This window comes from Pseudorhodoplanes sp., assembly GCF_035565795.1.
GTDB lineage: Bacteria > Pseudomonadota > Alphaproteobacteria > Rhizobiales > Xanthobacteraceae > Pseudorhodoplanes.
Map to the genome: position 1 here is coordinate 148,007 of NZ_DATMRV010000039.1, position 24,292 is coordinate 172,298.

Here is a 24,292-nt window from a genome sequence, read left to right on the forward strand (position 1 = left end):
ACGCCTTTTGCGGAAGAGGCTCGCAAGGAAACACGTTAGGATTGCAGGCGTCGTAATAGAAATTCCGAAAATTCAACACGTTAGCTGCAGACCCCTGGTGGTCTACAACTTGCCTGCTGGGTCTGCGTCTTCCTCTGTAGACATCGGAGTTGCGATATGACGACCCAAGCCATCGAACAGCCTGCCGCCATTCCATCAACGCGCTGGTTCCAGCTCGCGCTGGGCCTCATCGCCATGGCATCGATCTCCAGCCCGCAATATGTCTGGACGCTCTTCACCAAGCCTTTCCAAGACAGCCTCGGCGCGACGCTGGCCGCCGTACAGGTCACCTTCTCGCTGCTGATCGTTCTGCAGACCTGGCTTTCGCCACTGCAGGGCTATCTCGTGGACCGCTACGGGCCACGGCTCCTCATCGCCATCGGTTGCTCGCTTTCCGGGCTCGGGTGGATCACGTCCGCCTATGTTTCGAGCATCATCGGCCTTTATCTGACCTACGGCCTGCTCTGCGGCGTCGGCACCGGTATCGTTTATATCGGCATCATCGGCCTGATGGTGCGCTGGTTTCCCGACCGCCGCGGCTTCGCCACCGGCGTGGTCGCGGCCGGCTATGGCTTCGGCGCGATCCTTACCACCTTCCCGATCGACACGATGATCAAGACCGCCGGCCATCAGCACACGCTGGTGGTGTTCGGCATCATCCTCGGCGTGATCGGCGCCGCCGCGGCGCTGATGATGCGCTCTCCGACCTCCAACGACCGCCTGCCGCCGCCGGCCGTTCTCGTCGGCGTCCGCGACGTCGGGCCGAAGGAAATGCTCCGCACCCCGGTGTTCTGGGTGATGTTCGTCATGATGACCATGATGTCCACCGGCGGCCTGATGATCATCTCGCAGTTCGCGAGCTTCGCGCGCGATTTCGGCGTCGCCCATATCGTCATCTGGGGCATGGCGGCGTTACCCTTGGCCTTGACCGTCGATCGTATCACCAACGGCCTGACCCGGCCGTTCTTCGGCTGGGTGTCCGATCACATCGGGCGGGAAAACACGATGGCGCTTGCCTTCCTGCTTGAAGCCGCGTCGGTGACGCTGCTGGTGCTGTTCCGCGACAACGCGATGGCGTTTGTGTTCCTGTCCGCGGTCGTGTTCTTCGGCTGGGGCGAGATCTTCTCGCTGTTCCCCTCGACCCTGACCGACACATTCGGCACCCGGCACGCGACCACCAATTACGGCTTCCTGTATATGGCGCAGGGCATCGGCTCGGTCCTCGGCGGACCGATCGCGGCGTTGCTCTATCTCCAGACCGGAAGCTGGCTGCCGGTATTCGGCATCATCATCGCCATGGACGCCCTGACCGGCATCCTCGCGCTGACGCTACTTAAACCGATGCGGCAACGATATCTGCAATCGACCTGAACGCGGCCGACCGGGCCGGCTTCACCCGGCCCGGTAACTCCGCGCCGCGTCGGCGGCGAGCAGATCGGCGAGCACGGTCTCGCCGGCGATCGCCGTCTGCCCGACGGCGACGAGCGGCGCGGTGCCAACAGGCAGATAGACGTCGAGGCGCGAGCCGAAGCGGATCATGCCAAACCGCTCTCCGGCGCCGAGCATGTGCCCTTCCCGGACGAAGCAGAGGATACGCCGCGCCACCAGCCCGGCGATCTGGACGACGGCGATCCGCTGCGTCGGCGTCGCGATCACCAGCGCGTTTCGCTCGTTATGCTCGCTCGCCTTGTCGAGATCGGCGTTAAGGAACTTGCCCTTGTGATAGACGATGCGCTCGACGCGGCCGGCGAGCGGGCTGCGGTTCACATGGCAGTCGAACACGCTCATGAAGATCGAGACGCGCGGCAGCGGCGTGGTGCCGAGGCCGAGCTCCGGCGGCGGCACCGCCAGTTGCACCAGGCTGACGCGGCCGTCGGCAGGCGAGACGACGAGCCCGTCGCGCACCGGCGTCACGCGCGGCGGATCGCGGAAGAAATAGACGCACCACAGCGTCAGCACCGTGCCGATCCAGCCGAGCGGCGTCCACAGCCAGAACAGTACCAGACTGACCAGCGCGAAAATGCCGATGAACGGATAGCCCTCGGGGCTGATCGGCACCATCTGCGAACGGATCGAATTGACGATCGACATCAGTCCTCACTCTGCGGCGTCTAGCGGTTCGGGGAACGGGCGGCGATCGGTGGTGGCCTCGCCGAGGTCGTCCGCCACCGGCGGCGGGTTGCGGTTCGGCGCCGCCGCCTGCTCCTCGGCGAGCGCCAGCTTTTCACGCGCCTCTTCGGCTTCGCGCTGGCGGTTCCACATGCTGGCATAAAGCCCGCCGCGGGCGAGTAACTGCGCATGGCTGCCACGTTCGACGATCTCGCCGGCGTCAAGCACGATGATCTCGTCGGCGCCGACAATGGTCGACAGCCGGTGCGCAATCACCAGCGCGGTGCGATTCCGGGCGACGCGCTCGAGCGCGTCCTGGATTTCCTTCTCGGTATGGCTGTCGAGCGCCGAGGTCGCCTCGTCGAGGATCAGGATCGGCGGCGCCTTGAGGATCGTGCGGGCGATCGCCACGCGTTGCTTCTCGCCGCCGGAAAGCTTGAGGCCGCGTTCGCCGACTTCCGTTTCATAGCCCATCGGGGAGCGGCGGATGAAACCATCGATCTGCGCCAGCCGCGCGGCCTCTTCCACTTCGGCATCGCTCGCGTCCCAGCGGCCATAGCGGATATTGTAGCGGATCGTGTCGTTGAACAGCACGGTGTCCTGCGGCACGATGCCGATGATCTGGCGCACCGACTGCTGCGTCACCGTGCTGATATCCTGGCCGTCGATCGTGATACGGCCGGCGCTAAGATCGTAGAAGCGGTAGAGCAGCCGCGAGATGGTCGACTTGCCGGCGCCGGAAGGCCCGACCACCGCCACCGTCCGGCCGGCCGGCACCTCGAAGCTGATGCCCTTGAGGATCGGCCGCGACGGCTCGTAGGCGAAGGCGACATTCTCGAACCGGATGGTCCCCGGCCCAACCTTGATCGCCGGTGCGTCGGACCGGTCGACGATCTCCGGCTTGCGGCCGAGGATCGAGAACATCATCTCAATGTCGATCACCGCCTGCTTGATCTCGCGATAGAGCATGCCCATCAGGTTGAGCGGCTGATAGAGCTGGATCATCATGGCGTTGATCATGACGAAATCGCCGACCGTATTGGTGCCGGCGGCGATGCCGCGCACGCACATCAGCATGGTCAGCGTCAGCCCGGCGGTAAAGATCAGCGCCTGCCCGGCGTTGAGCACCGCGAGCGAGGTATAGGCACTGACGCTCGCCGCCTCGTAGCGCGCCATCGCCTTGTCGTAGCGGGCAAGCTCGCGCTGCTCGGCGCTGAAATATTTCACCGTCTCGTAATTGAGCAGCGAGTCGATCGCCTTGGTATTGGCGTCGCTATCGCTCTCGTTCATCCGCTTGCGGATGCCGATGCGCCATTCGGTGGCGTAATAGGTATACGCCATATAAAGCGCTACCGTCACCAGGATGACGACAACGTAGCGCCAGTCGAACTGCCAGAACAGCACGGCCACGAGCAGCGACAGTTCGACCGCCGTCGGCACCGCCTGCAGGATCACCATGCGGACGATGGTCTCGATGCCGTTGCGGCCGCGCTCCAGCACGCGCGTCAGGCCGCCGGTCTTGCGCTCCAGATGGAAACGCAGCGACAGGAGGTGCATGTGCTCGAAGGTCATCAAGGCGAGACGCCGCACAGCGTGCATCGCCACCTTGGCGAAGACGCCGTCGCGCAGTTGCGTGATGCCGGCCATGAGGATGCGGGTGCCGCCATAGGCAATGGTCATCGCCGCCGGTACGGCAAGCGCCCAGCCGATGGCGCCGCTGAGCCATTCGGCGTCGGCGGCCGGTGTCGGCGCCCCCTGCCCGGTCAGCGCATCGGTCGCCCATTTGAACGTGAACGGGACCGCCATGGTGGCGAGCTTGGCGACAAGCAGCAGCAGCAGCGCCCACAGCACCCGCAGCTTCAGATCGTGACGATCGGACGGCCAGATATAGGGCCAGAGATTGGCCAGCGTCTGCAGCAGCGACGCCTGCTCCACCGGCGGCGCCGCATGCGGCATCCCCGGGGGCGTCTCGTCAGGCTGTCGGTCAGGCGCGCGACTCATTCCTTCTCCGCACCGCGTCCGCGGCAAAACGGACCGGCTGAATGGATCGGAAACAGGCCGCCGGCTCCGTCCATATAGGGAGATTCTCGGACATATTCATCCCGTGCAAGGATGGCTTGACGACGGACGTCCCGACAGGCACATCCCGAGCTGATCCCATGAGCAAAATCAACAAAATCTGCGTTTATTGCGGTTCCGGCCTGGGCAGCGACCCCGGCTTCGCCGCAGCCGCCGAGGAACTCGGACAGGCGATGGCCGCGGCCGGCATCGGCTTGGTTTACGGTGGCGGCAATGTCGGCCTGATGGGCACGATCGCCCGCTCGGTGCTCAACCACGGCGGCGAGGTGATCGGCATCATCCCCGAATTCCTGATGACGCGGGAGCGCGCACTGCGCCAGGCGCACGAGCTGATCGTCACCGCCAATATGCACGAGCGCAAACAGAAGATGTTCGATGCCGCCGATGCCTTCGTGGCGCTGCCCGGCGGCGTCGGCACGCTGGAAGAACTGGTCGAGCAACTGACCTGGGCGCAGCTCGGCCAGCACAAGAAGCCCATCCTGCTCGCCAATATCAACGGCTTCTGGGATCCGCTGTCCCGTCTGCTCGATCACATGCGGCAAACACAGTTCATCCGTCAGGGCATGCCGGTCGCGGTGCAGGTCGCCAATACGGTGCCCGAGATCATTCCGATGCTCCAGGCGACCGTCGCCGGCATCCCGGAAGCGGACAAGCAGATGGATCTGACGCCGACCAGCAAGATGTAACGCGGTCGGCGTCCGCCGGCTCCGTCAGACCGGCGCGCCGGATTTCAGCAGCTTGTAGACGATGGAATCCATCAGCGCCTGGAACGAGGCGGCGATGACGTTGGCGGACACGCCGACCGTCGTCCAGCGCGCACCGGTCTCGTCGCGGCTCTCGATAGTGACGCGGGTGACCGCCTCGGTGCCGCCGTTGAGGATACGGACACGGTAATCGGTGAGTTCGAGCCCATCGATATAGCGCTGGTATTTTCCGAGGTCCTTGCGCAGCGCGTGATCGAGCGCATTGACCGGGCCGTTGCCTTCTGCCGCCGAGAGGAACGTGTCGTCGCCAATCTGCACCTTGACCACCGCCATGGTCACGGTGACGCGTTCGCCCAGCGCATTGTCGCGCTGTTCGACATTGACGTCGAACTGCGTGACATCGAAATAGTCGGGAACGCTGCCGAGCGCACGCCTTGCCAGCAACTCGAACGAGGCGCCGGCGGCTTCGTAGGAATAGCCGAGCGTCTGGCGTTCCTTGACCGTTTCCAGCAGCCGCCCGACGCGCGGATCGTCCTTGTCGAGAGCCAGGCCGATCTTGTCGAGCTCGGCGAGGACGTTCGATTTTCCCGCCTGCTCCGATACGAGGACCTGCCGCATGTTGCCGACCGCCTCTGGCGTCACATGCTCATAGGTGGTCGGATCCTTGATGATCGCCGAAGCGTGGATGCCGGCCTTGGTGGTGAAGGCGCTTTCGCCGACATAGGGCGCATGCCGGTTCGACGCGCGGTTGAGCAGTTCGTCGAGCTTGCGCGACACGTCCGGCAGCTTCCGCAAACTCGCGTCGGTGACGCCGATATCGAAACGGGCAGCGAACTCCGGTTTCAGCTTCAGGGTCGGGATGATCGACACCAGATTGGCATTGCCGCAGCGCTCGCCGAGCCCGTTCAGCGTGCCCTGAATCTGCCGTACGCCGGCGCGAACCGCGGCGAGCGAATTGGCGACCGCCTGCTCCGTGTCGTTGTGCGCATGAATGCCCAGATGGTCGCCGGGCACATATTCGGTCACCGCGCGCACGATTGCCTCGACCTCATGCGGCAGCGTTCCGCCATTGGTGTCGCACAGCACCACCCAGCGCGCGCCGGCGTCATAGGCCGCCTTCGCGCAGGCCACGGCGTAGTCCGGGTTAGCCTTGTAGCCATCGAAGAAGTGCTCGCAGTCGAGCAGCACCTCGCGCCCCTTCGCCTTCGCCGCCGTCACGCTGTCGCGGATCGAGGCGAGATTTTCCTCATTGGTCGTCTCCAGCGCCACCTTGACGTGATAGTCCCACGACTTGGCGACGAAGCAGATCGCATCCGCCGCCGCATCGAGCAGCATCGCCAGACCAGGATCGTTGGAGGCGGAACGGCCGGGACGCCGCGTCATGCCGAAGGCGGTAAAAGCCGCATTCTTCAGGCCGCGGTGCTGCGCGAACACCTCGGTATCGGTCTGGTTCGCACCCGGATAACCGGCCTCGACATAATCGACGCCGAGTTCATCGAGCATCGCGGCGATCGCCAGCTTGTCATGCAAGGTGAAGTCGACGCCATTGGTCTGCGCGCCGTCGCGCAGCGTGGTGTCGAACAGATAGAGCCGCTCCTTGCGATGCGGTTGATCAGCTTCACGCCCGTCAGTCATCACCACCAAACCCCGAACACATACAGCGCCAGACCGAGCGCGGCAGCGAGCACGACAAATTTCAGCACGATGTAATAGAGCCAGTGACGCGGAAACGGCGTATCCGGTCGTTTCATGAATTCGCTCCCGATGACGTCAACGGTTTATGCATCGTCGTATTGGCGAGCCATTCTCCGGCCCGCGAAACGGTGTTGCGCTTCTGCGGCTCGAAACCGTGCCGCGCAAAGAAGCCGAGCGCCGTATCCGACGCTTCGGTTGTCAGCCGCATCGCCCCGCGCGCCCTGGCGAGCTTTTCGATGGCATCGAGCAAGATCGTCGCGACGCCCGCACCGGCCGCCGCCGGGTGCACATAGAGCATGTCGATCTCTTCGGTGCCGGCGAGCGAGATGAAGCCGACCGCCGAACCGTTGAGCGTGCCGATCAACGTTAACTGCTGGCCGAGCCGACCGGCAAAGGTTTCCAGGTCGTCGGCCGACGACGTCCATGCGTCCTGCTGCGCCTCGCTGTAGTCGTCGCCGGTCAGCTCCTCGACACTGGCGCGGAAGATGTCGGCGAGGAACGGCGCGTCCTGCGGCAGGAAAGGCCGCAACGCGATCTGCGGGTGCGCGACGGCGCTCACGGCGCCAACTCCCATGTCGTGCCGTCCCTGGAATCCTTCAGGATGACGCCCATCGCCTGCAACTCGTCGCGGATACGGTCGGACTCCGCAAAGTTCTTCGCCGTGCGTGCCGCGCGACGCTTGTCGATCAGTGCGGCGATGGCTGTCTCATCAACCTTGCGTCGGCTCTGCGGCCGCCGCACAAAACCGAGCGCAGCGAGCGTCGCGGCGAGTGCAGCGCCGTCGCCACGGCCATGCATGGCATGCAGTTCGGCAATCGCCTTCGGCATGTTGATGTCGTCGCACAGCGCCTCGTACACGCCCGGCGCGATCGAATCCGATGTCTGCGCCTCGATGCCATCCATCAATGTCCGCAAGCTGGAAAAGCTTTCCTCCAGACCGCGCAGCGTCCAGTCGATCGGCTGACGATAATGGGTGCGCAGCATGTTGAAGCGCAGCACCTCGCCCGGCCAGTCTTTCAGCAGATCGTCGATGGTGAGGAAGTTGCCGAGGGACTTCGACATCTTCTCGCCTTCGACCTGCAGGAAGCCGTTGTGCATCCAGAAATTCGCCATCACCGGCGTGTGGAAAGCGCAGCGCGACTGGGCGATCTCGTTCTCATGGTGCGGGAAGACGAGGTCGATGCCGCCGCCGTGGATATCGAAGGTCTCGCCGAGATGCTTCCACGACATCGCCGAGCATTCGATATGCCAGCCGGGGCGGCCGGGCGTGTCGATGCCGCAAGGCGACGACCAGCCGGGCTCCCCCTGTTTCGACGGCTTCCACAGCACGAAATCCATCGGGTCTTTCTTGTAGGGGGCGACCTCGACGCGGGCGCCGGCCACCATCTCATCGAGCGAGCGGTTCGACAGGCGGCCGTAATCGGTCATCGCCGCGACATGAAAGAGCACATGGCCTTCCGCGACATAGGCGCAGCCGTTGGCGACCAGCCGCTCGATCAGCGTTTTCATCTCCGCGATATGTTCGGTGGCGCGCGGTTCGACGGTCGGCGGCAGGCAGCCGAGCGCCGCCACGTCGGCCTTGAAATTGGCGTAGGTTTCCTCGGTGAGCTGACGAATCGGGATGCCGCGTTCGGCGGCCCGCGCATTGATCTTGTCGTCCACGTCGGTGATGTTGCGGACATAGACGACATGGTCGGCGCCATAGATCTGGCGCAGCAGACGGAACAGCACGTCGAAGACGATCACCGGCCGGGCATTGCCGATATGGGCGTGGTCGTAGACCGTCGGCCCGCAGACATACATTCGCACGCGCGCCGGATCGATCGGCTGAAATGGCCGTTTCTCGCGCGTCAGCGTATCGTAAAGCTTCAAATCCATGGGTCACCCTGGCCCCGCCGGCCGGGCGTCCCTTCGTATCTCGATTCGAGAAAAGACGGCCGCAGCCAGCGAGGGTCCGCTAGCGAATAATCTCCGGGCAAATGCCGCAGATATGGTCGAGGCCGTTCACGGGCGGGACAATGGGCATCCGCGCGCACCGCGTCAAGGGTGCAGCGCACCTTCCGCTTTCCGGTCAGGCCCCTGTCCGATCGTTCGAGCCTCCCGACGCTCCCCCGGGCTTCCATCCGCTGTCGCCGGCGCAAGACACGCCCGGGTTTGAGGGCATCAGGAGAGCCCATCCGCCCGGTTCCGCCGCCTCCCCGAAGTTAACGGGACCTTCAAGATTTCAGCGGCATTCTCGCGGACCGGGTGCGGCATTTTCCGCCAGCCCTCGGCTTTATCCGGCAGATTTCCCCATGCGCAGCCTGTTTGCGGCCTTCACCCTTCTGGTGTTCTGCACCGGTGCGCCGGCCACCGAGCTTGCTGCCGACCTTGCCGCCACGCCTGCGGCCCAGCCCGACCGGCGCCTGTTCATCGTCGCCAACAATCCGGACGGCTACGGCATCGACCGCTGCCTCGCCAACGGCGAGCGTTGTGGTGCGGCCATCGCCACCTCGTTCTGCCGTGCCCGCGCTTTCTCCGCCGCGCGCTCGTTCCACCGGGTCGATCGCGACGAGATCACCGGCGCGATCCCGGTGAGTGGCCCGACAGGTCCATGCAGCGGCGGATTGTGCCAGGATTTCGTCGCTATCGAGTGCGCGCGCTGAGGCGGACGGCAAAGCCGCGACTGCCAGCACCGCTCGCTCATCCTTGGTTCATCCCTGGTTCATCTATCGGTCTTCGCCAGTGCGATCGCCTCGCGCAATATGTCGACATCGCCGACGTGGTTGGCGAGGATCAGCACCAGCCGCGTATCGAGCGCTGCCGCATCGGCCTCGGAGAGGCCGCGGCGCGCTTCCACCAGTGCCGTGTAGATGGCGTCGGCAGCAGCGACCTCCGCATCGGTATTGAGTCTGCTCATTCCATCCTGCCCCGCTTCTGCGATCGCATCGCCACACCATGTTAGATCGCGCCGCGTGGCATGGGAACTCGCGGCCGGAACCGGCGCGATAAATCCGCACCGTCATCGATGTTCCCGGAACGAATGCACAGTTGCCGGGTTTCTCCACGCAACGACAATGCAGGAGGTTTCGATGACGGCGGCCGCGATGCGGACGATGTACAAGAGTCACCCGGACCATCCCCCCTATGGCGAAGCGATGAGCCGTTGCGTCGATACATGTTTCACCTGCCTTGAAGCATGCTCCACCTGCGCCGATGCGTGCCTGTCGGAACGCTCCGTCGCCACGCTGATCAACTGCATCCGTCTCAATCTCGATTGCGCCGACGCCTGCGCGGCAACGGGCCGGATCGTTACCCGCGCCAACAAGGCCGGGAACCGTCAGCCGCTGGAAGCGCAACTGACGACTTGCATTGCCTTCTGCCGCGCCTGCGCACGCGAATGTGCCAATCATGCCGACATGCACAAGCACTGCCGCGTCTGTATGGAAGCCTGCAACGCATGTGCGGCCGCGTGCGAAGCCATGCTCAATGCACTGCGGATGCCGGCTTAAAGTACGATCCGCAAAGCACGACCGGTCATTGGGCAAGAAGTGCGTTTCGACAAATCCTGAGCGCGCCTCAGCCTCACGGCATAGCCAGCGCGCGGCGATGCGCCGCCGCGATTTTCGCCGCATCGAGCATACGCCAGCGCGCCGCCAGATGCTGGTCGGGCCGCAGCAGATAGGTCGAGCCGGGCGCCGCATCGAAGCGCTGGGCGAACAGGCCGGCATGATCGGCAAGATCAATATGATCGGCAAATTCGTTGCCGACTGTCGTCAGGGCGAGGCCCGAAGGAACGTCCACCGGCGCGAGCGCGCCGACATGCAGAAGCTGAAACCCGCCCGTCAGATGCTGCAGCAGGCTGCCGGCGACACCGCTGCGATCCGTCACCGGCGCATCGGGCACCGGCGCGCCGAGCCGCGCGGAGCCGGCGAACGGCGCCTCGTCCGGCGTGCTCAGCGGCGTCTCGTAAACCGTCGCCACCGACAGCCGCCCAGAATTGACCATCCGCCGGGCGAAGGCGGCGCGCGGCGCCAGCGTCAGCACCGCATTGCGCAAGGCATGCTCGGCCGGCGAACGCGGCGCGATGAAATCGGTCGAGCGGGTGGAGTGACCGATATTCTCGTCCGCGGCCTGCATCCGCTCGGCATCATAGCTGTCGAGGAGTTCTGAACCGGCCTCGCCGTTGAGCACCGCTGCGAGCTTCCAGCCGAGATTGTCGGCATCCTGGATGCCGGAATTGGCGCCGCGCGCGCCGAACGGCGAGAGCTGATGCGCGCTGTCGCCGACGAAGATCACCCGGCCGTGGACAAAGCGGTCGATGCGACGGCAATTGAAACGATAGATCGATATCCAGTCGACACTGAAGGAGCGACCATCGAGCATCCGCTCGATGCGCGGCAGATAGCGTTCCGGCTTCAGTTCCGCCTCGATATCCGCGTCGGGACCGAGTTGCAGATCGACGCGCCAGCAGTCGTCTGGCTGGCGATGCAGCAGCGCCGACTGGCCGGTGTGGAATGGCGGGTCGAACCAGAAGCGCCGCTCCGTCGGAATGTCGTCGGCGTGCATGCGCACATCGACGATCAGAAATTTCTCCTCGAAGGTATGGCCGGAAAATTCCAGGCCGAGCATGTCGCGCATCGCGGAGCGCGCCCCGTCGGCAGCGATCACCCAGTCGGCAGCGATCGCATAGGGCCCCTCCGGCGTGTCGATCGACAGATGGACGCCGTCATTGCGCGCCTCGAGCCCGACGACCCTGTTCTTCCACCGCAGGTCGATCGCGTCGAGCGCGGCCGCGCGCTCCACCAAGGCGCGCTCCACATAATACTGTTGCAGGTTGATGAAGGCCGGCATCTTGTGGCCGCCTTCCGGCAGCAGGTCGAAGGAATAGACGAGTTCGTCGCCGAGAAACACCTTGCCGAGTTGCCAGGTGACGCCGCGTGCGACGAGCGCGTCGCCGACGCCGAGCCGGTCCCAGATCTCCAGCGTGCGCTTGGCCCAGCAGATGCCGCGCGAGCCTTCGCCGATGCGGTCGGAATCGTCCAGGACCACGACCTTCACACCGCGCAAGGCCAGATCGATCGCCGCGGTGAGACCGACCGGGCCGGCGCCGACCACCACGACACGGTGATGCGCCGCCGGCCCGTCCTGATCCGGCGAGTGATGATAGTCGTAATGATAGAGCGTCTTATGCTGCGACCCGGTCATGCGACAGCCTCCGCCGCGACGCCGGCCGGGCCGCCACGCCCGATCAGAATTCCTTGCTCATCGTCTTGTCGATCGAATAGTCGCCGGCGCCGCGGATCAGGAAGACCAGCGACACGACCAGCAGCAGCCAGGAATATTCGGAGCCGCCCGACGTCCAGAAGAAGCCTTTCGCCGAGGTGAACCACACCGCATTGATCATGAAGATGAACACCAGCAGCGAGGCCGCCCGGGTGAACAGGCCGAGGATCAGACAGATGCCGCCGACCACTTCGGTCAGCCCCACGATCGTGACCCACAAGGCGCCGGGCCTGTAGCCGATGGTTTCGAAAAGCTGGCTGAAGCGCTCGAACCCGAGACCGCCGAACCAGCCGAACAGTTTCTGGCAACCGTGCGGGATGAGAATTACGCCGAGCGCCACGCGCAACAGCGGCAACACGAGAGGTTCGAGACCAGCATAAACAGGTGAAAGCGCGGGAATGAAAAGACGCGAACGTTCTGTAGCCATCCTTGCCCCCTTTCCGGCCGCTCTGTCGGCAGCCGCGTTGCAAAGCTAGCATAGGTCGCGCTCCCCACAACTGCCGGCCGGCGTGGGGCGGTGCCCCACCGCCTATCCCTGCAGGGCTGCCCACATCTCCCGGTCGCGCTCCGCCGTCCAGATCTGCGGCCACTCGATGCCGCGCGCTTCGTCGAATGCCCGCGAGACGTTGAACGGCATGCAGTGTTCATAGATCGCATAGGACGAGAACTTCGGATCCATCGCCGCCTTGGTGGCATCAAAGGTCTCCTTGAGTGAGCGCCCTTTGGCCACTTGCTCGCTAACGGTCCCGTACAAGGTCGTCAGGAAGTCGCCGGTCATGGCGATGCCGTCCGCCACCATCTTCGGGTCGGTGAGCGCGGCGCCACGGCCGGGCACCAGCGCCTTCGCCTTCATCTCCGCGAGGATATCGAGCGTCGCCGGCCAATCGCCGAAATGCGCATCGCCGCAATAGCAGGCCGAGCGGTATTCGACGAGGTCGCCGGAGAACACGACATTCGCGTCCGGCACCACCGCGATCACGTCGCCGGCGGTATGGCCACGGCCGATATGCATGATGCGCACTTCGCGCTTGCCGAGCCAGACCGTCATCTGACCGGGAAAGGTGATGGTCGGCCAGGTCAGCCCCGGTATCGTCTCCACCGCCCGGAACAACCGCGGGAAGCGGCCGATCTCGGAATCCATGTCCTGCTGGCCGCGCTCGGCGATCATCGCGCGCGCGGTATCGGAACAGATGATCTCGGCGTTCTTGTAGCTGGAGGCGCCGAGCACCCGCACCGCATGATAGTGCGTCAGCAGCACATATCTGATCGGCTTGTCGGTGACGGCGGCGACACGCGCGATAACATCCTGCGCCATCGCCGGTGTCGCCTGCGCGTCGATCACCATGACGGCGTCGTCGCCGACGATGATGCCGGAATTGGGATCGCCTTCCGCCGTATAGGCGTAAAGGCCCGGCCCCAGTTCGTCGAACGAAACCTTCTTGTCCGCCAGGTCAGTCGTCGACGCGAATCCTTTGACCGCCATCTTCACCTCCCACGCGCTGTCGCGGCATCACGGATTGCGCCGCTCATTCAGCCGCGATGATAGCGCACCACCGTCTGGTCGATGACGCCGAATATCGATCGCCCGGCATCGTCCTGCATGTCGATCGTCACCCGGTCTCCGAACGCCAGGAACGGCGTCGACGGTTTGCCGTTGCGGATGGTCTCGACCGTCCGCTGCTCGGCGATACAGGAATAGCCGACGCCGCCCTCGCTCACCGGCAGGCCGGGCCCGCCGTCGGCTGCACGGTTGGAAATGGTGCCGGCGCCCAGGATGGTCCCCGCCGAGAGCGCCCGGGTTTTCGCCGCATGCATGATCAGCGTCGGAAAATCGAAGGTCATATCCTCGCTCGCCATCGGCCGGCCGAACGGCTTGCCGTTGATGAAGGTGAGGATCGGCCGGTGGACTTTCGCACCGTCGAAGGCGGCGCCGAGTTCGTCCGGCGTTGCCGCAACCGGCGTGAAGGCCGACGACGGCTTCGATTGCACGAAACCGAAACCCTTGGCGAGTTCGGGCCCGGTGACGTTGCGCAAGGTGACGTCGTTGACCAGCATGATCAGGCGGATCGCCGCGGCCGCTTCCACGCGGGTCGCGCCCATCGGCACGTCGCCGAGGATGACGACGATCTCGGCTTCCAGATCGATGCCCCAGGCCTCGTCGGCCATGAGGATCGGATCGCGCGGCCCGAGGAAAACATCGGAGCCGCCCTGATACATCAGCGGATCGGTCCAGAACGTTTCCGGCACCGCGACGCCGCGCGCCTTGCGTACCAGCGCGACATGATTGACGTAAGCAGAGCCGTCGAGCCAGGCATAGGCGCGCGGCAATGGCGAGGCGCATTGCGCCGGATCGAACGGCCGGTGCGCCACACCGCCCGCCTCCAGCGCCTTCGACAGTTCGTCAAGCCGCAGCGCCAGGCGTTCCCAGTCATCGAGCGCCGCCTGCAAGGTCGGCGCGATACCGGCCGCATCGGCCGCCCGCGTCAGATCGCGCGACACGACCAGCAGCCGTCCGTCGCGTCCGCCCTTCAACGAAGCCAGCTTCATGGCAGCGCTATCCTATCGCGGATCGCGCCGCGTCGCGTCGAACATTTTCCTCAGGCCCGACCAGCAATCGATATAGTCGCGCTGTTGCGTCGGCAGGCCTTCCGCCCAGGCGGTGACACGCTGGCGAAACCGGGTCTCGAACATGAAGGCCAGCGTATTGGTGAGCTTGACCGGTTTCAACTCGACATTGCTGGCGTGCTCGAACGCATCGGCGTCCGGTCCGTGCGGCAGCATGGTGTTGTGCAGGCTGAAGCCGCCCGGCACGAAGCCTTCCGGCTTGGCATCGTAGACGCCGTACACCAGCCCCATGAACTCCGACATGATGTTGCGGTGATACCACGGCGGCCGGAACGTGTTTTCCGCCACCGCCCAGCGCTCGGGAAAAATGACGAAATCGACATTCGCGGTTCCCGCCGTTTCCGACGGCGATGTCATCACCGTGAAAATCGACGGATCGGGATGATCGAAGGCAATGGCGCCGACCGGCGAGAAGCGCCGCAGGTCATATTTGTACGGATAATAGTTGCCGTGCCAGGCGACGACATCGAGCGGCGAATGTGGCATCTCGGTCTGATGCAGATCGCCGCCCCATTTGACGATCAGCATGCAGGGCTCCTCGCGATCCTCATAGGCGGCGACCGGCGCCAGAAAGTCCCGCGGATTGGCGAGGCAGTTGGCGCCGATCGGGCCGCGATCCGGCAGCGTGAAGGCACCGCCATAGTTCTCGCAGACATAGCCGCGCGCCGGCCCGTCGATCAGTTCGACGCGGAAGACGACGCCGCGGGGAATGACGCAGATCTCGCCGGGCTCGATATCGATGACGCCGAATTCGGTGCGGAAACGCAGCCGCCCCTGCTCGGCCACCACCAGCATCTCGCCGTCGGCATTGAAGAAATGCTCGTGCGTCATCGATTGCGTCACGAGCAGGACATGCGCGGCCATGCCGGCCATGCTTTCTGCGTCGCCGGCCGTGGTGGCGGTGAACAGACCGCTGACGAACGTGCGCTTGTCGTCGGGCAACGGCGTCGGTCCCCAGCGGCGCTGGCCGAGCGGCTGGGTAGCATCCTCGCGCTCCGGCGCCGTGCGCAGCACGCCGCGATCGATGCGGACGAAACGGCCGGTATGGCGCACCGTCGGCCGCACCCGATACAGCCAGGAGCGCTGGTTCGACGCCTGCGGCGCGGTGAAGGGCGAGCCGGACAATTGCTCGGCATAGAGACCGTAATTCACCTTCTGCGGCGAATTGCGACCGACGGGCAGTGCGCCCGGCAGCGCCTCGGTCTCGAAACTGTTGCCAAAGCCCGACATATAGCCTGCGGGTGTCGGACCCGACGCAATCGTGTCTCTCGACATCGGAAATCCTCCCGGTTCGCTATCGTGCATTTTTAGGCCGGTTTGGTTGCGCCCGCAACCAACAAGCCGGTCCGCGCGGGCACGTCTATCCCCTTGCATCCGCCACCGGCGCGTTGCGCGCCGGATCGACTTCCGTCATGGTCCGCCAGCAGATTCAATGGCTTCAGTGGCGGCTTCGGCGACACCGAGGCCCTCGACGTCGGGGGGAGCACAGATTGCCAGCACGCTCTTCAGATCGCATCGCCCCGCCGCGGGATACCGGGTGGGCGTCGGCGCACGTCAATGCGAGGCAGCGTCTGCAATGCAACCATCAAACAGGGTCCGGGGACGGGGTTCACGCATGACCGAGGAGGCAACCCGCAGCGCCGACCTCCATCTCGAGACGTTCCTGCCCTATCGATTGAACGTCGTGTCGGCCCTGACCTCGCAGGCCCTGTCGCGGATCTATGCGGAGCGATACGGCATCGGGGTGCCGGAATGGCGCGTGCTGGTGACGCTCGGCCAGTATGGCACGATGACCGGCAAGGCGATCGGCCAGCACAGCCACATGCACAAGACCAAGGTGTCGCGCGCCGTCGCGCTGCTGGAAAAACGCAAGCTCGTCACCCGCAAGGTCAATCACAACGATCAACGCGAAGCGTTCCTTTCGCTGACCACCGCCGGCCGCACCATCTATGTCGATCTGGTGCCGACCGCGCTCGACTTCGAGCGCGAGTTGCTCGACGCGCTCGATCCGTCGGAGCGCGCAATGCTCGATCGCATGCTGGACAAATTGACAAAACGTTCAATGATGCTCGATGACAGTGCCGGAAAAGACTAGCAACGCCGACCTCCGGCAGCGCCGGATATCGCGATCGCCCTCGGAGGATCAACGCCGTGAAACTCTACTCGTATTTCCGTTCATCCGCCGCCTATCGGACGCGCATCGCACTCAATCTGAAGGGCCTGCCCTACGAGATGGCGTTCATACATCTCACCAGGGACGGCGGCCATCAGCACCGGCCCGACTATCGCGCCATCAATCCGCAGCAGCGGGTGCCGTCGCTGGTCCTCGACAACGGCGAGATCCTGACCCAGTCGCTGGCGATCATCGAGTATCTCGACGAGGCGCATCCGCAGCCGCCGCTATTGCCGACCGACCTCATCGAGCGCGCCCGGGTGCGGGCGATGGCGCAACTGATCGCCTGCGATATCCATCCGCTGAACAATCTGGCGCCACTGCAATATCTCAAGCGCGTGCTCAAACATGAGCAGGCCGAGATCGACACCTGGTACCATCACTGGATCCTGCAGGGCTTCGAGGCGCTGGAGACGATGATCGGCTCCGGGCTTTATCTGGCGGGCGACCATGTCACTCTCGCCGATATCTGCCTGGTGCCGCAGGTCTACAATGCGCGCCGGCTCAAAGTGCCGCTGGACCGTTTTCCGAAGATCGTCGCTGCCGATGCGGCCTGCATGCAGTTGCCGGCCTTCCAGAAAGCCAGCCCCGAGAATCAGCCCGACGCGGAATAGCACCTCTCCGCTTTCGTCTGATGACGCACCGACGACCGGCTGCTATAGCGCCTCCAGGCGAGGCGGGTATTTGGTTCGCGTGAAGAAAGCGCACCAGAACAGGAAACGAGAACTTCGCCTCTGACATCATCGGAAGCGAAAAGCTCTCGAGAGCCGATCTCTTCTTCGTGAAGCGGGCAATCCGAAGCGTGAAGATCGGCAACCTCACTCGCGTTGTTCTCTGGATGACCGGCGCGCTGCTGTCGTTCTCGGGAATGGCGGTGTCGATCCGCCTGCTCTCAGCAAGGCTCAATCTTTTCGAAATCCTCAGCATCCGCTCCGGCATCGGCCTTGCCATCATGCTGGTGCTGCTGGCGCTGAAGCCGGCCTACCGGCCGCTGATCCGCACGAACCGGATCGGCCTGCAGGTTTTCCGGAATTCCGTCCACTACGCGGCGCAATATTGCTGGGCTCTGGCGCTGACGCTGCTGCCGTTCGCCACCGTCTTCGCGCTGGAATTCATCGCGCCGGCATGGACGGCACTGCTGGCGGTCTGGCTGCTGCACGAGAAGCTGACCGGGAGCCGCATCGGCGTGGTGTTGCTGGGGCTTGCCGGAGTGCTGATCATCCTGCGGCCCGGCGTCTCGGACTTCCATCCGGCAGCCCTTCTCGTCCTTCTGGCGGCGGTCGGCTATGCGGTCGTGTTCATCTCGACGAAGCTGCTCACCTCGACGGAAACGACCTTCGGCATCATCTTCTGGATGACCGTCATCCAGTTGCCGCTCAGCCTCCTCGGCAGCGACATCACCTTCCCGATGCGCATGGACCAGTCCGCCGTGCTGGCGGCGCTCACCCTCGGAATTGCCGGCACGACGTCGCATTACTGTCTGACCAACGCCTTCCGCGCCGGCGATGCAACGCTCGTGGTTCCGCTGGATTTCCTGCGCGTGCCGCTGATCGCGCTGATCGGCTGGGCCTTCTTCGGCGAGGCGCTGGACGCATGGGTATTCGTCGGCGCCGGCGTCATCCTCTCCGGCATCCTCTGGAACCTGCGCGCCGAGGCGTATCGGCCGCACTGAATTCGGCGCCCCGCCTCTCGCCCCGCGCGCCGTTTATCGTTAGATTGCCGCCGCCCTGACAGCCAAAACGAGGCCCGCCTCCTTGCGCATACCGTCCGCTGCCGCGTTCATCCTTGCCGTTTCCACCGTCGCGGCAACGGCGCAGTCCCCAATCTGCCAGCGGCTGGAGGCGCAACTGGCCTCGCTCGATCGCGGCAGCATGGACCCGGCGCGCGCCGAACAGATGCGCCGCTATGACGACACGCTCAATCGGCAACAATACGAATACGACCGGCTCAATGCCCAGGCGCGGCAGCTCGACTGCACCAGTTCCGGCTTCTTCTCGCTGTTCCAGTCACCATCGCCGCAATGCAATGCGCTGAACCGGCAGATCGAGCAGAGCCGCAACAACATCGCCCGTCTGCGCACCGAGATGCAGCAGATGAGCGGCAATCTCGATCGCGCCGGCCAGCGCCGCGCCTTGCTGACGGCGCTTGGCGAGAATGATTGCGGACCGCAATACCGCAGCGCCGCGGCGCCGCGGACCCTGTTCGACACGCTGTTCGGCCCGAGCCGGCGCAGCGGCGGCGGCGAAGCCATCTATTCCGACGAAGGCGCGGGAATGCCCAGCGGCACCTATCGCACCGTCTGCGTGCGCACCTGCGACGGCTACTATTATCCGATCTCGTTCGCCACCAATCCCGGCCGCTTTCAGGAGGACGAGCGCATCTGCCAGCGCACCTGCCCGGCGGCGCAAGTCTCCCTCTACACCTATCGCAATCCCGGCGAAGAGATCGCGCAGGCGGTCTCGCTTGGCGGCCAGAACTATTCCAGCCTGCCGACCGCATTCCGCTATCGTCAGCAATACGACGCGGCCTGCAGTTGCCGGCAGCCCGGGCAAAGCTGGGCCGATGCGATGAAAGAGAGCGGCGCCACCGAATTCGATCGCGGCGATAGCGTGGTGACGCAGGATCGCGCCCGCCAGATGTCGTTGCCGCGCGACGCCAAAGGCCGTCCGATCAAGGATCCGGCAGTTCCGCCTTCGGCAAAGGCCGCCGCCTCGTCGCCGGCGAACGCGGCCGACGACGGACTGCGCGGATCGACAGCGCCCAAACGCACGATCCGCACCGTCGGGCCGCAATTCCTGCCGGTGCAGTGAACCGGCTGCGTTTTCGAGCGAAGTGGATACCGGTTCGCTTGAAGAAAACGCGTCAAAACAACAGCCCAGAGCTTTGCTTTTGATTCCATCAAAAGCAAAAATGCTCTAGCGATCAGAAGTCGGCGGCGCTCGAGGCCATCGGCGGCGCGGCCATCAGACTCTCGTCCGCCTGCGGCAGCGGCGTGCCCGGATCGCGGAACCGGTTGGTGATCGGGTAGCGGCGGTCGCGGCCGAAATTCTTCAGCGTCACCTTGACGCCCGGCGCTGCCTGCCGGCGCTTGTACTCGGCGATATTCAGCAGTCTGTCGACGCGCATCACCGTGTCGCGGTCATAGCCCGCCGCGACGATCGAGGTGACGGGCTCCTCCCCCTCCACCAGACGCCGCAGGATCGGATCGAGGATGTCATAGGGCGGCAGCGAATCCTCGTCTTTCTGGTCTTCCCGCAATTCCGCGCTCGGCGCGCGGGTGATGATCTGCGACGGAATCACTTCGCCGTCGGGGCCGAGCGCGCCCTCGGGCTTCCACGCATTGCGCAGACGCGACAGCCTGAACACCTCGGTTTTGTAGAGATCCTTGATCGGATTGAATCCGCCGTTCATGTCGCCATAGAGCGTGGCGTAGCCGACCGACATCTCAGACTTGTTGCCGGTCGTCACGACCATCAGGCCGTATTTGTTGGAGATCGCCATCAGCATCGTGCCGCGCGCGCGCGACTGCAGATTCTCCTCGGTGACGTCGCGACCGGTCCCGGCGAGCATCGGCGCCAGCGCTGCTTCCAGACCTTTCACCGCATCGGCGATCGGCAGGACCTCGTACTGCACCCCGAGCGCTTTGGCGCAGGCGGCGGCGTCGGTCAGCGATTCCTGTGCCGTATATTTGTACGGCAGCATCACGCAGCGGACGCGGTCGCTGCCCAGCGCATCGACGGCGATCGCGGCGCACAGCGCGGAATCGATGCCGCCCGACAGGCCGAGCACGACGCCCTCGAAACCGTTCTTGTTGACGTAGTCGCGCAGGCCGAGCACGCAGGCGGCGTAGTCGACGCGCTCGCCCTCTTCCACCGCCGCGAGCGGCTGTCCGTCGCAACGCCAGCCATCCCGTCCGCGCGTCCAATGCGTCGCGACGACGCATTCGCGGAATGCCGGCAACTGCACGGCGAACGACTTGTCAGCATTGAGCACGAACGAGCGACCCTCGAACACCAGTTCGTCCTGGCCGCCCACCTGATTGACATAAAGCAGCGGCAAGCCGGATTCGACAACCCGCGAGACCACGACGTTGAGGCGCTCGTCGGAGACACCGCGCCGATAGGGAGAACCGTTGGCGACGAGCAGGATTTCGCCGCCCGTTTCGGCGATGCATTCGACCGGATCGGGTCCCCAGATATCCTCGCAGATCGGCACGCCGAGGCGCACGCCACGAAAGCTCACCGGCCCCGGCAGCGGCCCCGACACGAAGATGCGCTTTTCGTCGAACACGCCGTAATTCGGCAGGTCGACCTTGAAGCGCAGCGCCGCGATCCTGCCGCCATCGAGCAGCGCCACCGCATTGTAGAGCTTGCCGTTCTCCCGCCATGGCATGCCGACGAGAAGCGCCGGGCCGCTCGTCGTTTCGCGCGCCAGTGCTTCCACCGCCGCGCGGCAGGCGGCCTGAAAGGCCGGTTTGAGCACCAGGTCTTCCGGCGGATAGCCGGAGATGAAGAGCTCCGGAAAAACCAGCAGGTCGGCGTCGCCGGCCTGCGCACGTGCGGCGCGGACCTTTTCCGCATTGCCGGCAATGTCGCCGACGGTCGGATTAAGCTGCGCGATCGCGATCGTCAGCCGGTCGGCAGGGCGGGTGTTCATGGCTCGGTTTTTAAGCCTCGCGACATCCGCCCGCAATCCGCCGTCAGAATGCCGAGACAGCCGGCAACGGCCGCGCCAGCCGGTTGCGCTGCGTCTTGATGCACTCGGCGATCAGAAACGCCATGTCGATCGCCTGCTCGGCGTTCAGACGCGGATCGCAGACCGTATGATAGCGGTCGTTGAGATCGGCATCGCTGATGGCACGCGCACCGCCGGTGCATTCGGTGACGTTCTGTCCGGTCATCTCCAGATGGACGCCGCCGGCATAGGTTCCTTCCGCGGCATGGACGGCGAAGAAGTTCTTCACCTCTTTCAGGATCAGATCGAAAGGCCGCGTCTTGTATCCGCTTGCCGAAGTGATGGTGTTGCCGTGCATCGGATCGCAGGACCAGATCACGCTGCGCCCTTCCCGCTGCACCGCGCGCACCAGCGCCGGCAGATGTTCCCCGACCTTGTCGGCGCCGAACCGGGCGATCAGCGTCAGCCGGCCGGGCTCGTTCTCCGGATTGAGGATGTCGATCAGCCTGATGAGATCGTCCGGCTTCGACGAAGGTCCGCATTTGAGACCGAGCGGATTCTTGATGCCGCGGCAGAACTCGACATGCGCGTGATCGAGCTGGCGCGTGCGGTCGCCGATCCACAGCATGTGACCGGAGGTGTCGTACCAGTCGCCCGACGTCGAATCGATGCGCGTCATTGCCTGCTCGAAGCCGAGCAGCAGTGCCTCGTGGCTGGTGTAGAAGTCCGTCGTCTTGAGTTCCGGATGGCGCTCGAGATCAAGACCGCACGCCTGCATGAAGGCGAGCGCCTCCGAAATCCGGTCGGTCAGTTCGACATAGCGCCGCGACTGCGGGCTGTCCTTGATGAAGCCCAGCATCCACTCGCGCACGCTGCCGAGATTGGCATAGCCGCCGCTCGCGAATGCGCGCAGCAGATTGAGCGTCGCCGCCGACTGCCGGTAGGCCTGCAACTGGCGGTGCGGATTCGGAATGCGCGCGTCCGGAGTGAACGCGATATCGTTGATGATGTCGCCGCGATAGCTCGGCAATTCCACGCCGTCGCGCTTTTCCATCGGCGAGGAGCGCGGCTTGGCGAACTGGCCGGCGATGCGCCCGACCTTCACCACCGGCGAGGACGCCGCATAGGTAAGCACCACCGCCATCTGCAGGAACATGCGGAAGAAGTCGCGGATATTGTTGGCGCCGTGCTCGGCGAAGCTCTCGGCGCAATCGCCGCCCTGAAGCAGGAACGCGTCGCCAGAGGCGACCCGCGCCAGCGCTTTTTTCAGGCTGCGCGCCTCACCTGCAAAAACCAGCGGCGGAAAGCTTGCAAGCTGCTTTTCCACATCGGCCAACGCTCCCGCATCCGGATAATCCGGCACCTGGACAATCGGCTTGTTCCGCCAGCTATCGGGGGTCCAACGCTCCGCCATCACACCTGCTCCTGAAAGTGGCGGCCTTATACACGCCGCCGCAAGGCGATGCCAGCATATTGAAAGATCGAGACAATTTGCCCGTCCAAGTTGCCCGCCCAGGCGCGGCAGGGAGGCTTTCCGGCCTATTCGGCGGCCTCCCGGCCGTAACTCATGGCTTTTTCGCGCATCGTCACCAGTTCCTCGGCCGCCGTCGGGTGTACGGCCATGACGGCGTCGAACTCCGCCTTAGTGGCCTGCATCTTTACCGCAATGCCGACCACCTGGATCAGTTCCCCGGCATCCGGCCCGACGATGTGGCAACCGACCACCCGGTCGGTCTCGCCGTCGACCACCAGCTTGAAGAACGAGCGCGTGTCGCGGCCGGCAAGCGTCGCCTTCATCGGCCGGAAGCTGGTCTTGTAGATATCGACCACCCGCAGGGCCTTCACCGCTTCCGCCTCGGTCAGGCCGATAACGCCGACCTCGGGCTCGGAGAAAACCGCGGTCGGCACATTGCTGTGATCGACCGTCACCGGCTTGTTGCCGAACACCGTGTCGGCGAAGGCGTGGCCCTCGCGGATGGCGACCGGCGTCAGATTGATGCGGTTGGTGACGTCGCCGACCGCATAGATGCCGGGCACCGAAGTCTGCGAACCGGCATCGACGGCAATGCCGCCGTTGGGAGCGAGTTTGACGCCGGCCGTCTCCAGGCCAAGCCCGTCGACGTGCGGTCGCCGGCCGGTCGCGAACATCACCTTGTCGACCGGGACGCGCGTGCCGTCGGACAGCCGCACGACGAGTTCATCGCCCGAGCGGTCCACGGCAGCGACCGTGTGGCCGCAGATGATCCTGATGCCGCGTTTCTCCATCTCGTTGCGCAGATGCTCGCGCACGTCGTCGTCGAAACCGCGCAGGATGTTCTCGCCACGATAGACCAGCGTCACCTCGCTGCCGAGGCCGGCGAAAATGCCGGCAAACTCCACCGCGATATAACCGCCGCCCTGGATCACGATCCGCTTCGGCAGCACGTCGAGATGGAAGGCCTCGTTCGACGAGATGACATGCTCGATGCCGGGAATGTCGTCGCCGTGATAAGGCCAGCCGCCGGTGGCGATCAGGATCGTCTTCGCGCGGATGCGCGTGCCGTCGGCGAGCCGCACGGCACCCGGGCCGTCGAGGACCGCGCGGCTTTTCACCAGCGCGACCTTGTAGCGCTCCAGCGTCGTCGTATACGCCGCTTCGAGCCGCGCGATTTCCCGATCCTTGTTGGCGATCAGCGTCGGCCAGTCAAACGCCGGCGTGCCGATGCTCCAGCCGTAGCCGGCGGCGTCCTCGAACTCCTCGCGGAAGCGCGACGCATAGACCAGGAGCTTCTTCGGCACGCAGCCGCGGATCACGCAGGTGCCGCCGACGCGGTATTCCTCCGCGATCATCACCCGCGCGCCATGGCTCGAGGCGACACGCGCCGCGCGCACGCCGCCAGAGCCCGCTCCGATCACGAAAAGATCGACGTCCTGTTCTGCCATCGCGATG

The 24,292-nt window shown here is 64.8% G+C and carries 22 protein-coding genes; 8 read left to right on the forward strand and 14 right to left on the reverse strand.

The window, feature by feature from the left end; all coding sequences use genetic code 11:
• Positions 1–156 precede the first annotated feature (156 nt).
• Positions 157–1,410, forward strand: a complete 1,254-nt coding sequence (gene oxlT, locus VNZ93_RS04285) for an oxalate/formate MFS antiporter (protein WP_325700540.1) — start codon at positions 157–159, stop codon at positions 1,408–1,410.
• 21 nt (positions 1,411–1,431) lie between these two features.
• On the opposite strand, the gene VNZ93_RS04290 is transcribed toward oxlT, so the two are convergent.
• Both VNZ93_RS04290 and VNZ93_RS04295 read right to left on the reverse strand, forming a co-directional pair.
• Positions 1,432–2,130: a phosphatidylserine decarboxylase gene (locus VNZ93_RS04290; RefSeq protein ID WP_325700542.1), complete on the reverse strand. Its 699-nt coding sequence runs from the start codon at positions 2,128–2,130 to the stop codon at positions 1,432–1,434.
• A 6-nt stretch (positions 2,131–2,136) separates the two neighbouring features.
• Positions 2,137–4,104, reverse strand: a complete 1,968-nt coding sequence (locus tag VNZ93_RS04295; protein ID WP_325700649.1) for an ABC transporter ATP-binding protein/permease — start codon at positions 4,102–4,104, stop codon at positions 2,137–2,139.
• A gap of 203 nt (positions 4,105–4,307) precedes the next feature.
• Here VNZ93_RS04295 and VNZ93_RS04300 point away from each other — a divergent pair, with 203 nt between their 5' ends.
• Positions 4,308–4,913, forward strand: coding sequence for a TIGR00730 family Rossman fold protein (locus tag VNZ93_RS04300; RefSeq protein ID WP_325700545.1), 606 nt, complete (start codon positions 4,308–4,310; stop codon positions 4,911–4,913).
• Positions 4,914–4,937: 24 nt separating this feature from the next.
• Here VNZ93_RS04300 and cimA read toward each other — a convergent pair whose 3' ends face one another.
• From cimA to cysS, 3 genes are all read right to left on the reverse strand, one after another.
• On the reverse strand, positions 4,938–6,566 hold the full coding sequence (cimA, locus tag VNZ93_RS04305; RefSeq protein WP_325700546.1) for a citramalate synthase: 1,629 nt from the start codon (positions 6,564–6,566) through the stop codon (positions 4,938–4,940).
• 112 nt (positions 6,567–6,678) lie between these two features.
• Positions 6,679–7,185: a GNAT family N-acetyltransferase gene (locus VNZ93_RS04310; RefSeq protein ID WP_325700548.1), complete on the reverse strand. Its 507-nt coding sequence runs from the start codon at positions 7,183–7,185 to the stop codon at positions 6,679–6,681.
• Positions 7,182–8,504, reverse strand: coding sequence for a cysteine--tRNA ligase (cysS, locus tag VNZ93_RS04315; protein ID WP_325700550.1), 1,323 nt, complete (start codon positions 8,502–8,504; stop codon positions 7,182–7,184). Before cysS ends, VNZ93_RS04310 begins: the two co-directional genes overlap by 4 nt.
• Before the next feature lie 416 nt (positions 8,505–8,920).
• On the opposite strand from cysS, the gene VNZ93_RS04320 reads away from it, so the two are divergent.
• Positions 8,921–9,271 carry a hypothetical protein gene (locus tag VNZ93_RS04320; RefSeq protein ID WP_325700552.1) on the forward strand — a complete coding sequence of 117 codons (351 nt, stop codon included), beginning with the start codon at positions 8,921–8,923 and terminating at the stop codon, positions 9,269–9,271.
• Between the two features lie 59 nt (positions 9,272–9,330).
• On the opposite strand, the gene VNZ93_RS04325 is transcribed toward VNZ93_RS04320, so the two are convergent.
• Positions 9,331–9,525 (reverse strand): DUF2783 domain-containing protein, encoded by a 195-nt coding sequence (locus tag VNZ93_RS04325; protein WP_325700554.1) that lies wholly within the window; start codon positions 9,523–9,525, stop codon positions 9,331–9,333.
• Between the two features lie 172 nt (positions 9,526–9,697).
• On the opposite strand from VNZ93_RS04325, the gene VNZ93_RS04330 reads away from it, so the two are divergent.
• Complete coding sequence (locus tag VNZ93_RS04330) at positions 9,698–10,117, forward strand: four-helix bundle copper-binding protein (RefSeq protein WP_325700557.1); 420 nt, start codon at positions 9,698–9,700, stop codon at positions 10,115–10,117.
• Between the two features lie 73 nt (positions 10,118–10,190).
• Here VNZ93_RS04330 and VNZ93_RS04335 read toward each other — a convergent pair whose 3' ends face one another.
• The 5 genes from VNZ93_RS04335 to hmgA all read right to left on the reverse strand — a co-directional run bounded on the left by VNZ93_RS04335 (position 10,191) and on the right by hmgA (position 15,791).
• On the reverse strand, positions 10,191–11,813 hold the full coding sequence (locus VNZ93_RS04335; protein WP_325700560.1) for an FAD-dependent oxidoreductase: 1,623 nt from the start codon (positions 11,811–11,813) through the stop codon (positions 10,191–10,193).
• 43 nt (positions 11,814–11,856) lie between these two features.
• Entirely contained in the window at positions 11,857–12,318 is a 462-nt protein-coding gene (locus VNZ93_RS04340) for a DoxX family protein (RefSeq protein WP_325700563.1), read from the reverse strand.
• A gap of 102 nt (positions 12,319–12,420) precedes the next feature.
• Positions 12,421–13,374 carry an MBL fold metallo-hydrolase gene (locus tag VNZ93_RS04345; RefSeq protein WP_325700566.1) on the reverse strand — a complete coding sequence of 318 codons (954 nt, stop codon included), beginning with the start codon at positions 13,372–13,374 and terminating at the stop codon, positions 12,421–12,423.
• 47 nt (positions 13,375–13,421) lie between these two features.
• Positions 13,422–14,438: a fumarylacetoacetate hydrolase family protein gene (locus VNZ93_RS04350; RefSeq protein WP_325700568.1), complete on the reverse strand. Its 1,017-nt coding sequence runs from the start codon at positions 14,436–14,438 to the stop codon at positions 13,422–13,424.
• Between the two features lie 12 nt (positions 14,439–14,450).
• A complete protein-coding gene (gene hmgA, locus VNZ93_RS04355; protein WP_325700571.1) occupies positions 14,451–15,791 on the reverse strand; it encodes a homogentisate 1,2-dioxygenase in 1,341 nt (446 codons plus the stop codon).
• Positions 15,792–16,131: 340 nt separating this feature from the next.
• On the opposite strand from hmgA, the gene VNZ93_RS04360 reads away from it, so the two are divergent.
• The 4 genes from VNZ93_RS04360 to VNZ93_RS04375 all read left to right on the forward strand — a co-directional run bounded on the left by VNZ93_RS04360 (position 16,132) and on the right by VNZ93_RS04375 (position 19,499).
• Positions 16,132–16,611 (forward strand): MarR family winged helix-turn-helix transcriptional regulator, encoded by a 480-nt coding sequence (locus VNZ93_RS04360; RefSeq protein WP_325700573.1) that lies wholly within the window; start codon positions 16,132–16,134, stop codon positions 16,609–16,611.
• 56 nt (positions 16,612–16,667) lie between these two features.
• On the forward strand, positions 16,668–17,303 hold the full coding sequence (gene maiA / locus VNZ93_RS04365; RefSeq protein WP_325700575.1) for a maleylacetoacetate isomerase: 636 nt from the start codon (positions 16,668–16,670) through the stop codon (positions 17,301–17,303).
• Positions 17,304–17,470: 167 nt separating this feature from the next.
• Positions 17,471–18,361, forward strand: a complete 891-nt coding sequence (locus tag VNZ93_RS04370) for a DMT family transporter (protein ID WP_325700576.1) — start codon at positions 17,471–17,473, stop codon at positions 18,359–18,361.
• An 82-nt stretch (positions 18,362–18,443) separates the two neighbouring features.
• On the forward strand, positions 18,444–19,499 hold the full coding sequence (locus VNZ93_RS04375) for a DUF2865 domain-containing protein (RefSeq protein ID WP_325700577.1): 1,056 nt from the start codon (positions 18,444–18,446) through the stop codon (positions 19,497–19,499).
• Positions 19,500–19,611: 112 nt separating this feature from the next.
• Here the strand turns inward: VNZ93_RS04375 and VNZ93_RS04380 are convergent, their stop codons facing one another.
• The 3 genes from VNZ93_RS04380 to gor all read right to left on the reverse strand — a co-directional run bounded on the left by VNZ93_RS04380 (position 19,612) and on the right by gor (position 24,285).
• Positions 19,612–21,345, reverse strand: a complete 1,734-nt coding sequence (locus tag VNZ93_RS04380) for an NAD+ synthase (RefSeq protein ID WP_325700578.1) — start codon at positions 21,343–21,345, stop codon at positions 19,612–19,614.
• A 43-nt stretch (positions 21,346–21,388) separates the two neighbouring features.
• Positions 21,389–22,777 carry a class II 3-deoxy-7-phosphoheptulonate synthase gene (locus VNZ93_RS04385; RefSeq protein ID WP_325700580.1) on the reverse strand — a complete coding sequence of 463 codons (1,389 nt, stop codon included), beginning with the start codon at positions 22,775–22,777 and terminating at the stop codon, positions 21,389–21,391.
• Between the two features lie 125 nt (positions 22,778–22,902).
• The gene (gor, locus tag VNZ93_RS04390; RefSeq protein ID WP_325700583.1) at positions 22,903–24,285 is read right to left on the reverse strand and encodes a glutathione-disulfide reductase; all 1,383 of its coding nucleotides are present in this window, start codon (positions 24,283–24,285) and stop codon (positions 22,903–22,905) included.
• Between the last annotated feature and the right edge of the window lie 7 nt (positions 24,286–24,292).

Bases quoted from the DNA above. Each gene is read 5' to 3' on its own strand.
- oxlT (WP_325700540.1), top strand. From the start codon at position 157: ATGACGACCCAAGCCATCGAACAGCCTGCCGCCATTCCATCAACGCGC.
- VNZ93_RS04290 (WP_325700542.1), bottom strand. From the start codon at position 2,130: ATGTCGATCGTCAATTCGATCCGTTCGCAGATGGTGCCGATCAGCCCC.
- VNZ93_RS04295 (WP_325700649.1), bottom strand. From the start codon at position 4,104: ATGCCGCATGCGGCGCCGCCGGTGGAGCAGGCGTCGCTGCTGCAGACG.
- VNZ93_RS04300 (WP_325700545.1), top strand. From the start codon at position 4,308: ATGAGCAAAATCAACAAAATCTGCGTTTATTGCGGTTCCGGCCTGGGC.
- cimA (WP_325700546.1), bottom strand. From the start codon at position 6,566: ATGACTGACGGGCGTGAAGCTGATCAACCGCATCGCAAGGAGCGGCTC.
- cysS (WP_325700550.1), bottom strand. From the start codon at position 8,504: ATGGATTTGAAGCTTTACGATACGCTGACGCGCGAGAAACGGCCATTT.
- VNZ93_RS04320 (WP_325700552.1), top strand. From the start codon at position 8,921: ATGCGCAGCCTGTTTGCGGCCTTCACCCTTCTGGTGTTCTGCACCGGT.
- VNZ93_RS04325 (WP_325700554.1), bottom strand. From the start codon at position 9,525: ATGAGCAGACTCAATACCGATGCGGAGGTCGCTGCTGCCGACGCCATC.
- VNZ93_RS04330 (WP_325700557.1), top strand. From the start codon at position 9,698: ATGACGGCGGCCGCGATGCGGACGATGTACAAGAGTCACCCGGACCAT.
- VNZ93_RS04335 (WP_325700560.1), bottom strand. From the start codon at position 11,813: ATGACCGGGTCGCAGCATAAGACGCTCTATCATTACGACTATCATCAC.
- VNZ93_RS04340 (WP_325700563.1), bottom strand. From the start codon at position 12,318: ATGGCTACAGAACGTTCGCGTCTTTTCATTCCCGCGCTTTCACCTGTT.
- VNZ93_RS04345 (WP_325700566.1), bottom strand. From the start codon at position 13,374: ATGGCGGTCAAAGGATTCGCGTCGACGACTGACCTGGCGGACAAGAAG.
- VNZ93_RS04350 (WP_325700568.1), bottom strand. From the start codon at position 14,438: ATGAAGCTGGCTTCGTTGAAGGGCGGACGCGACGGACGGCTGCTGGTC.
- hmgA (WP_325700571.1), bottom strand. From the start codon at position 15,791: ATGTCGAGAGACACGATTGCGTCGGGTCCGACACCCGCAGGCTATATG.
- VNZ93_RS04360 (WP_325700573.1), top strand. From the start codon at position 16,132: ATGACCGAGGAGGCAACCCGCAGCGCCGACCTCCATCTCGAGACGTTC.
- VNZ93_RS04380 (WP_325700578.1), bottom strand. From the start codon at position 21,345: ATGAACACCCGCCCTGCCGACCGGCTGACGATCGCGATCGCGCAGCTT.
- VNZ93_RS04385 (WP_325700580.1), bottom strand. From the start codon at position 22,777: ATGGCGGAGCGTTGGACCCCCGATAGCTGGCGGAACAAGCCGATTGTC.
- gor (WP_325700583.1), bottom strand. From the start codon at position 24,285: ATGGCAGAACAGGACGTCGATCTTTTCGTGATCGGAGCGGGCTCTGGC.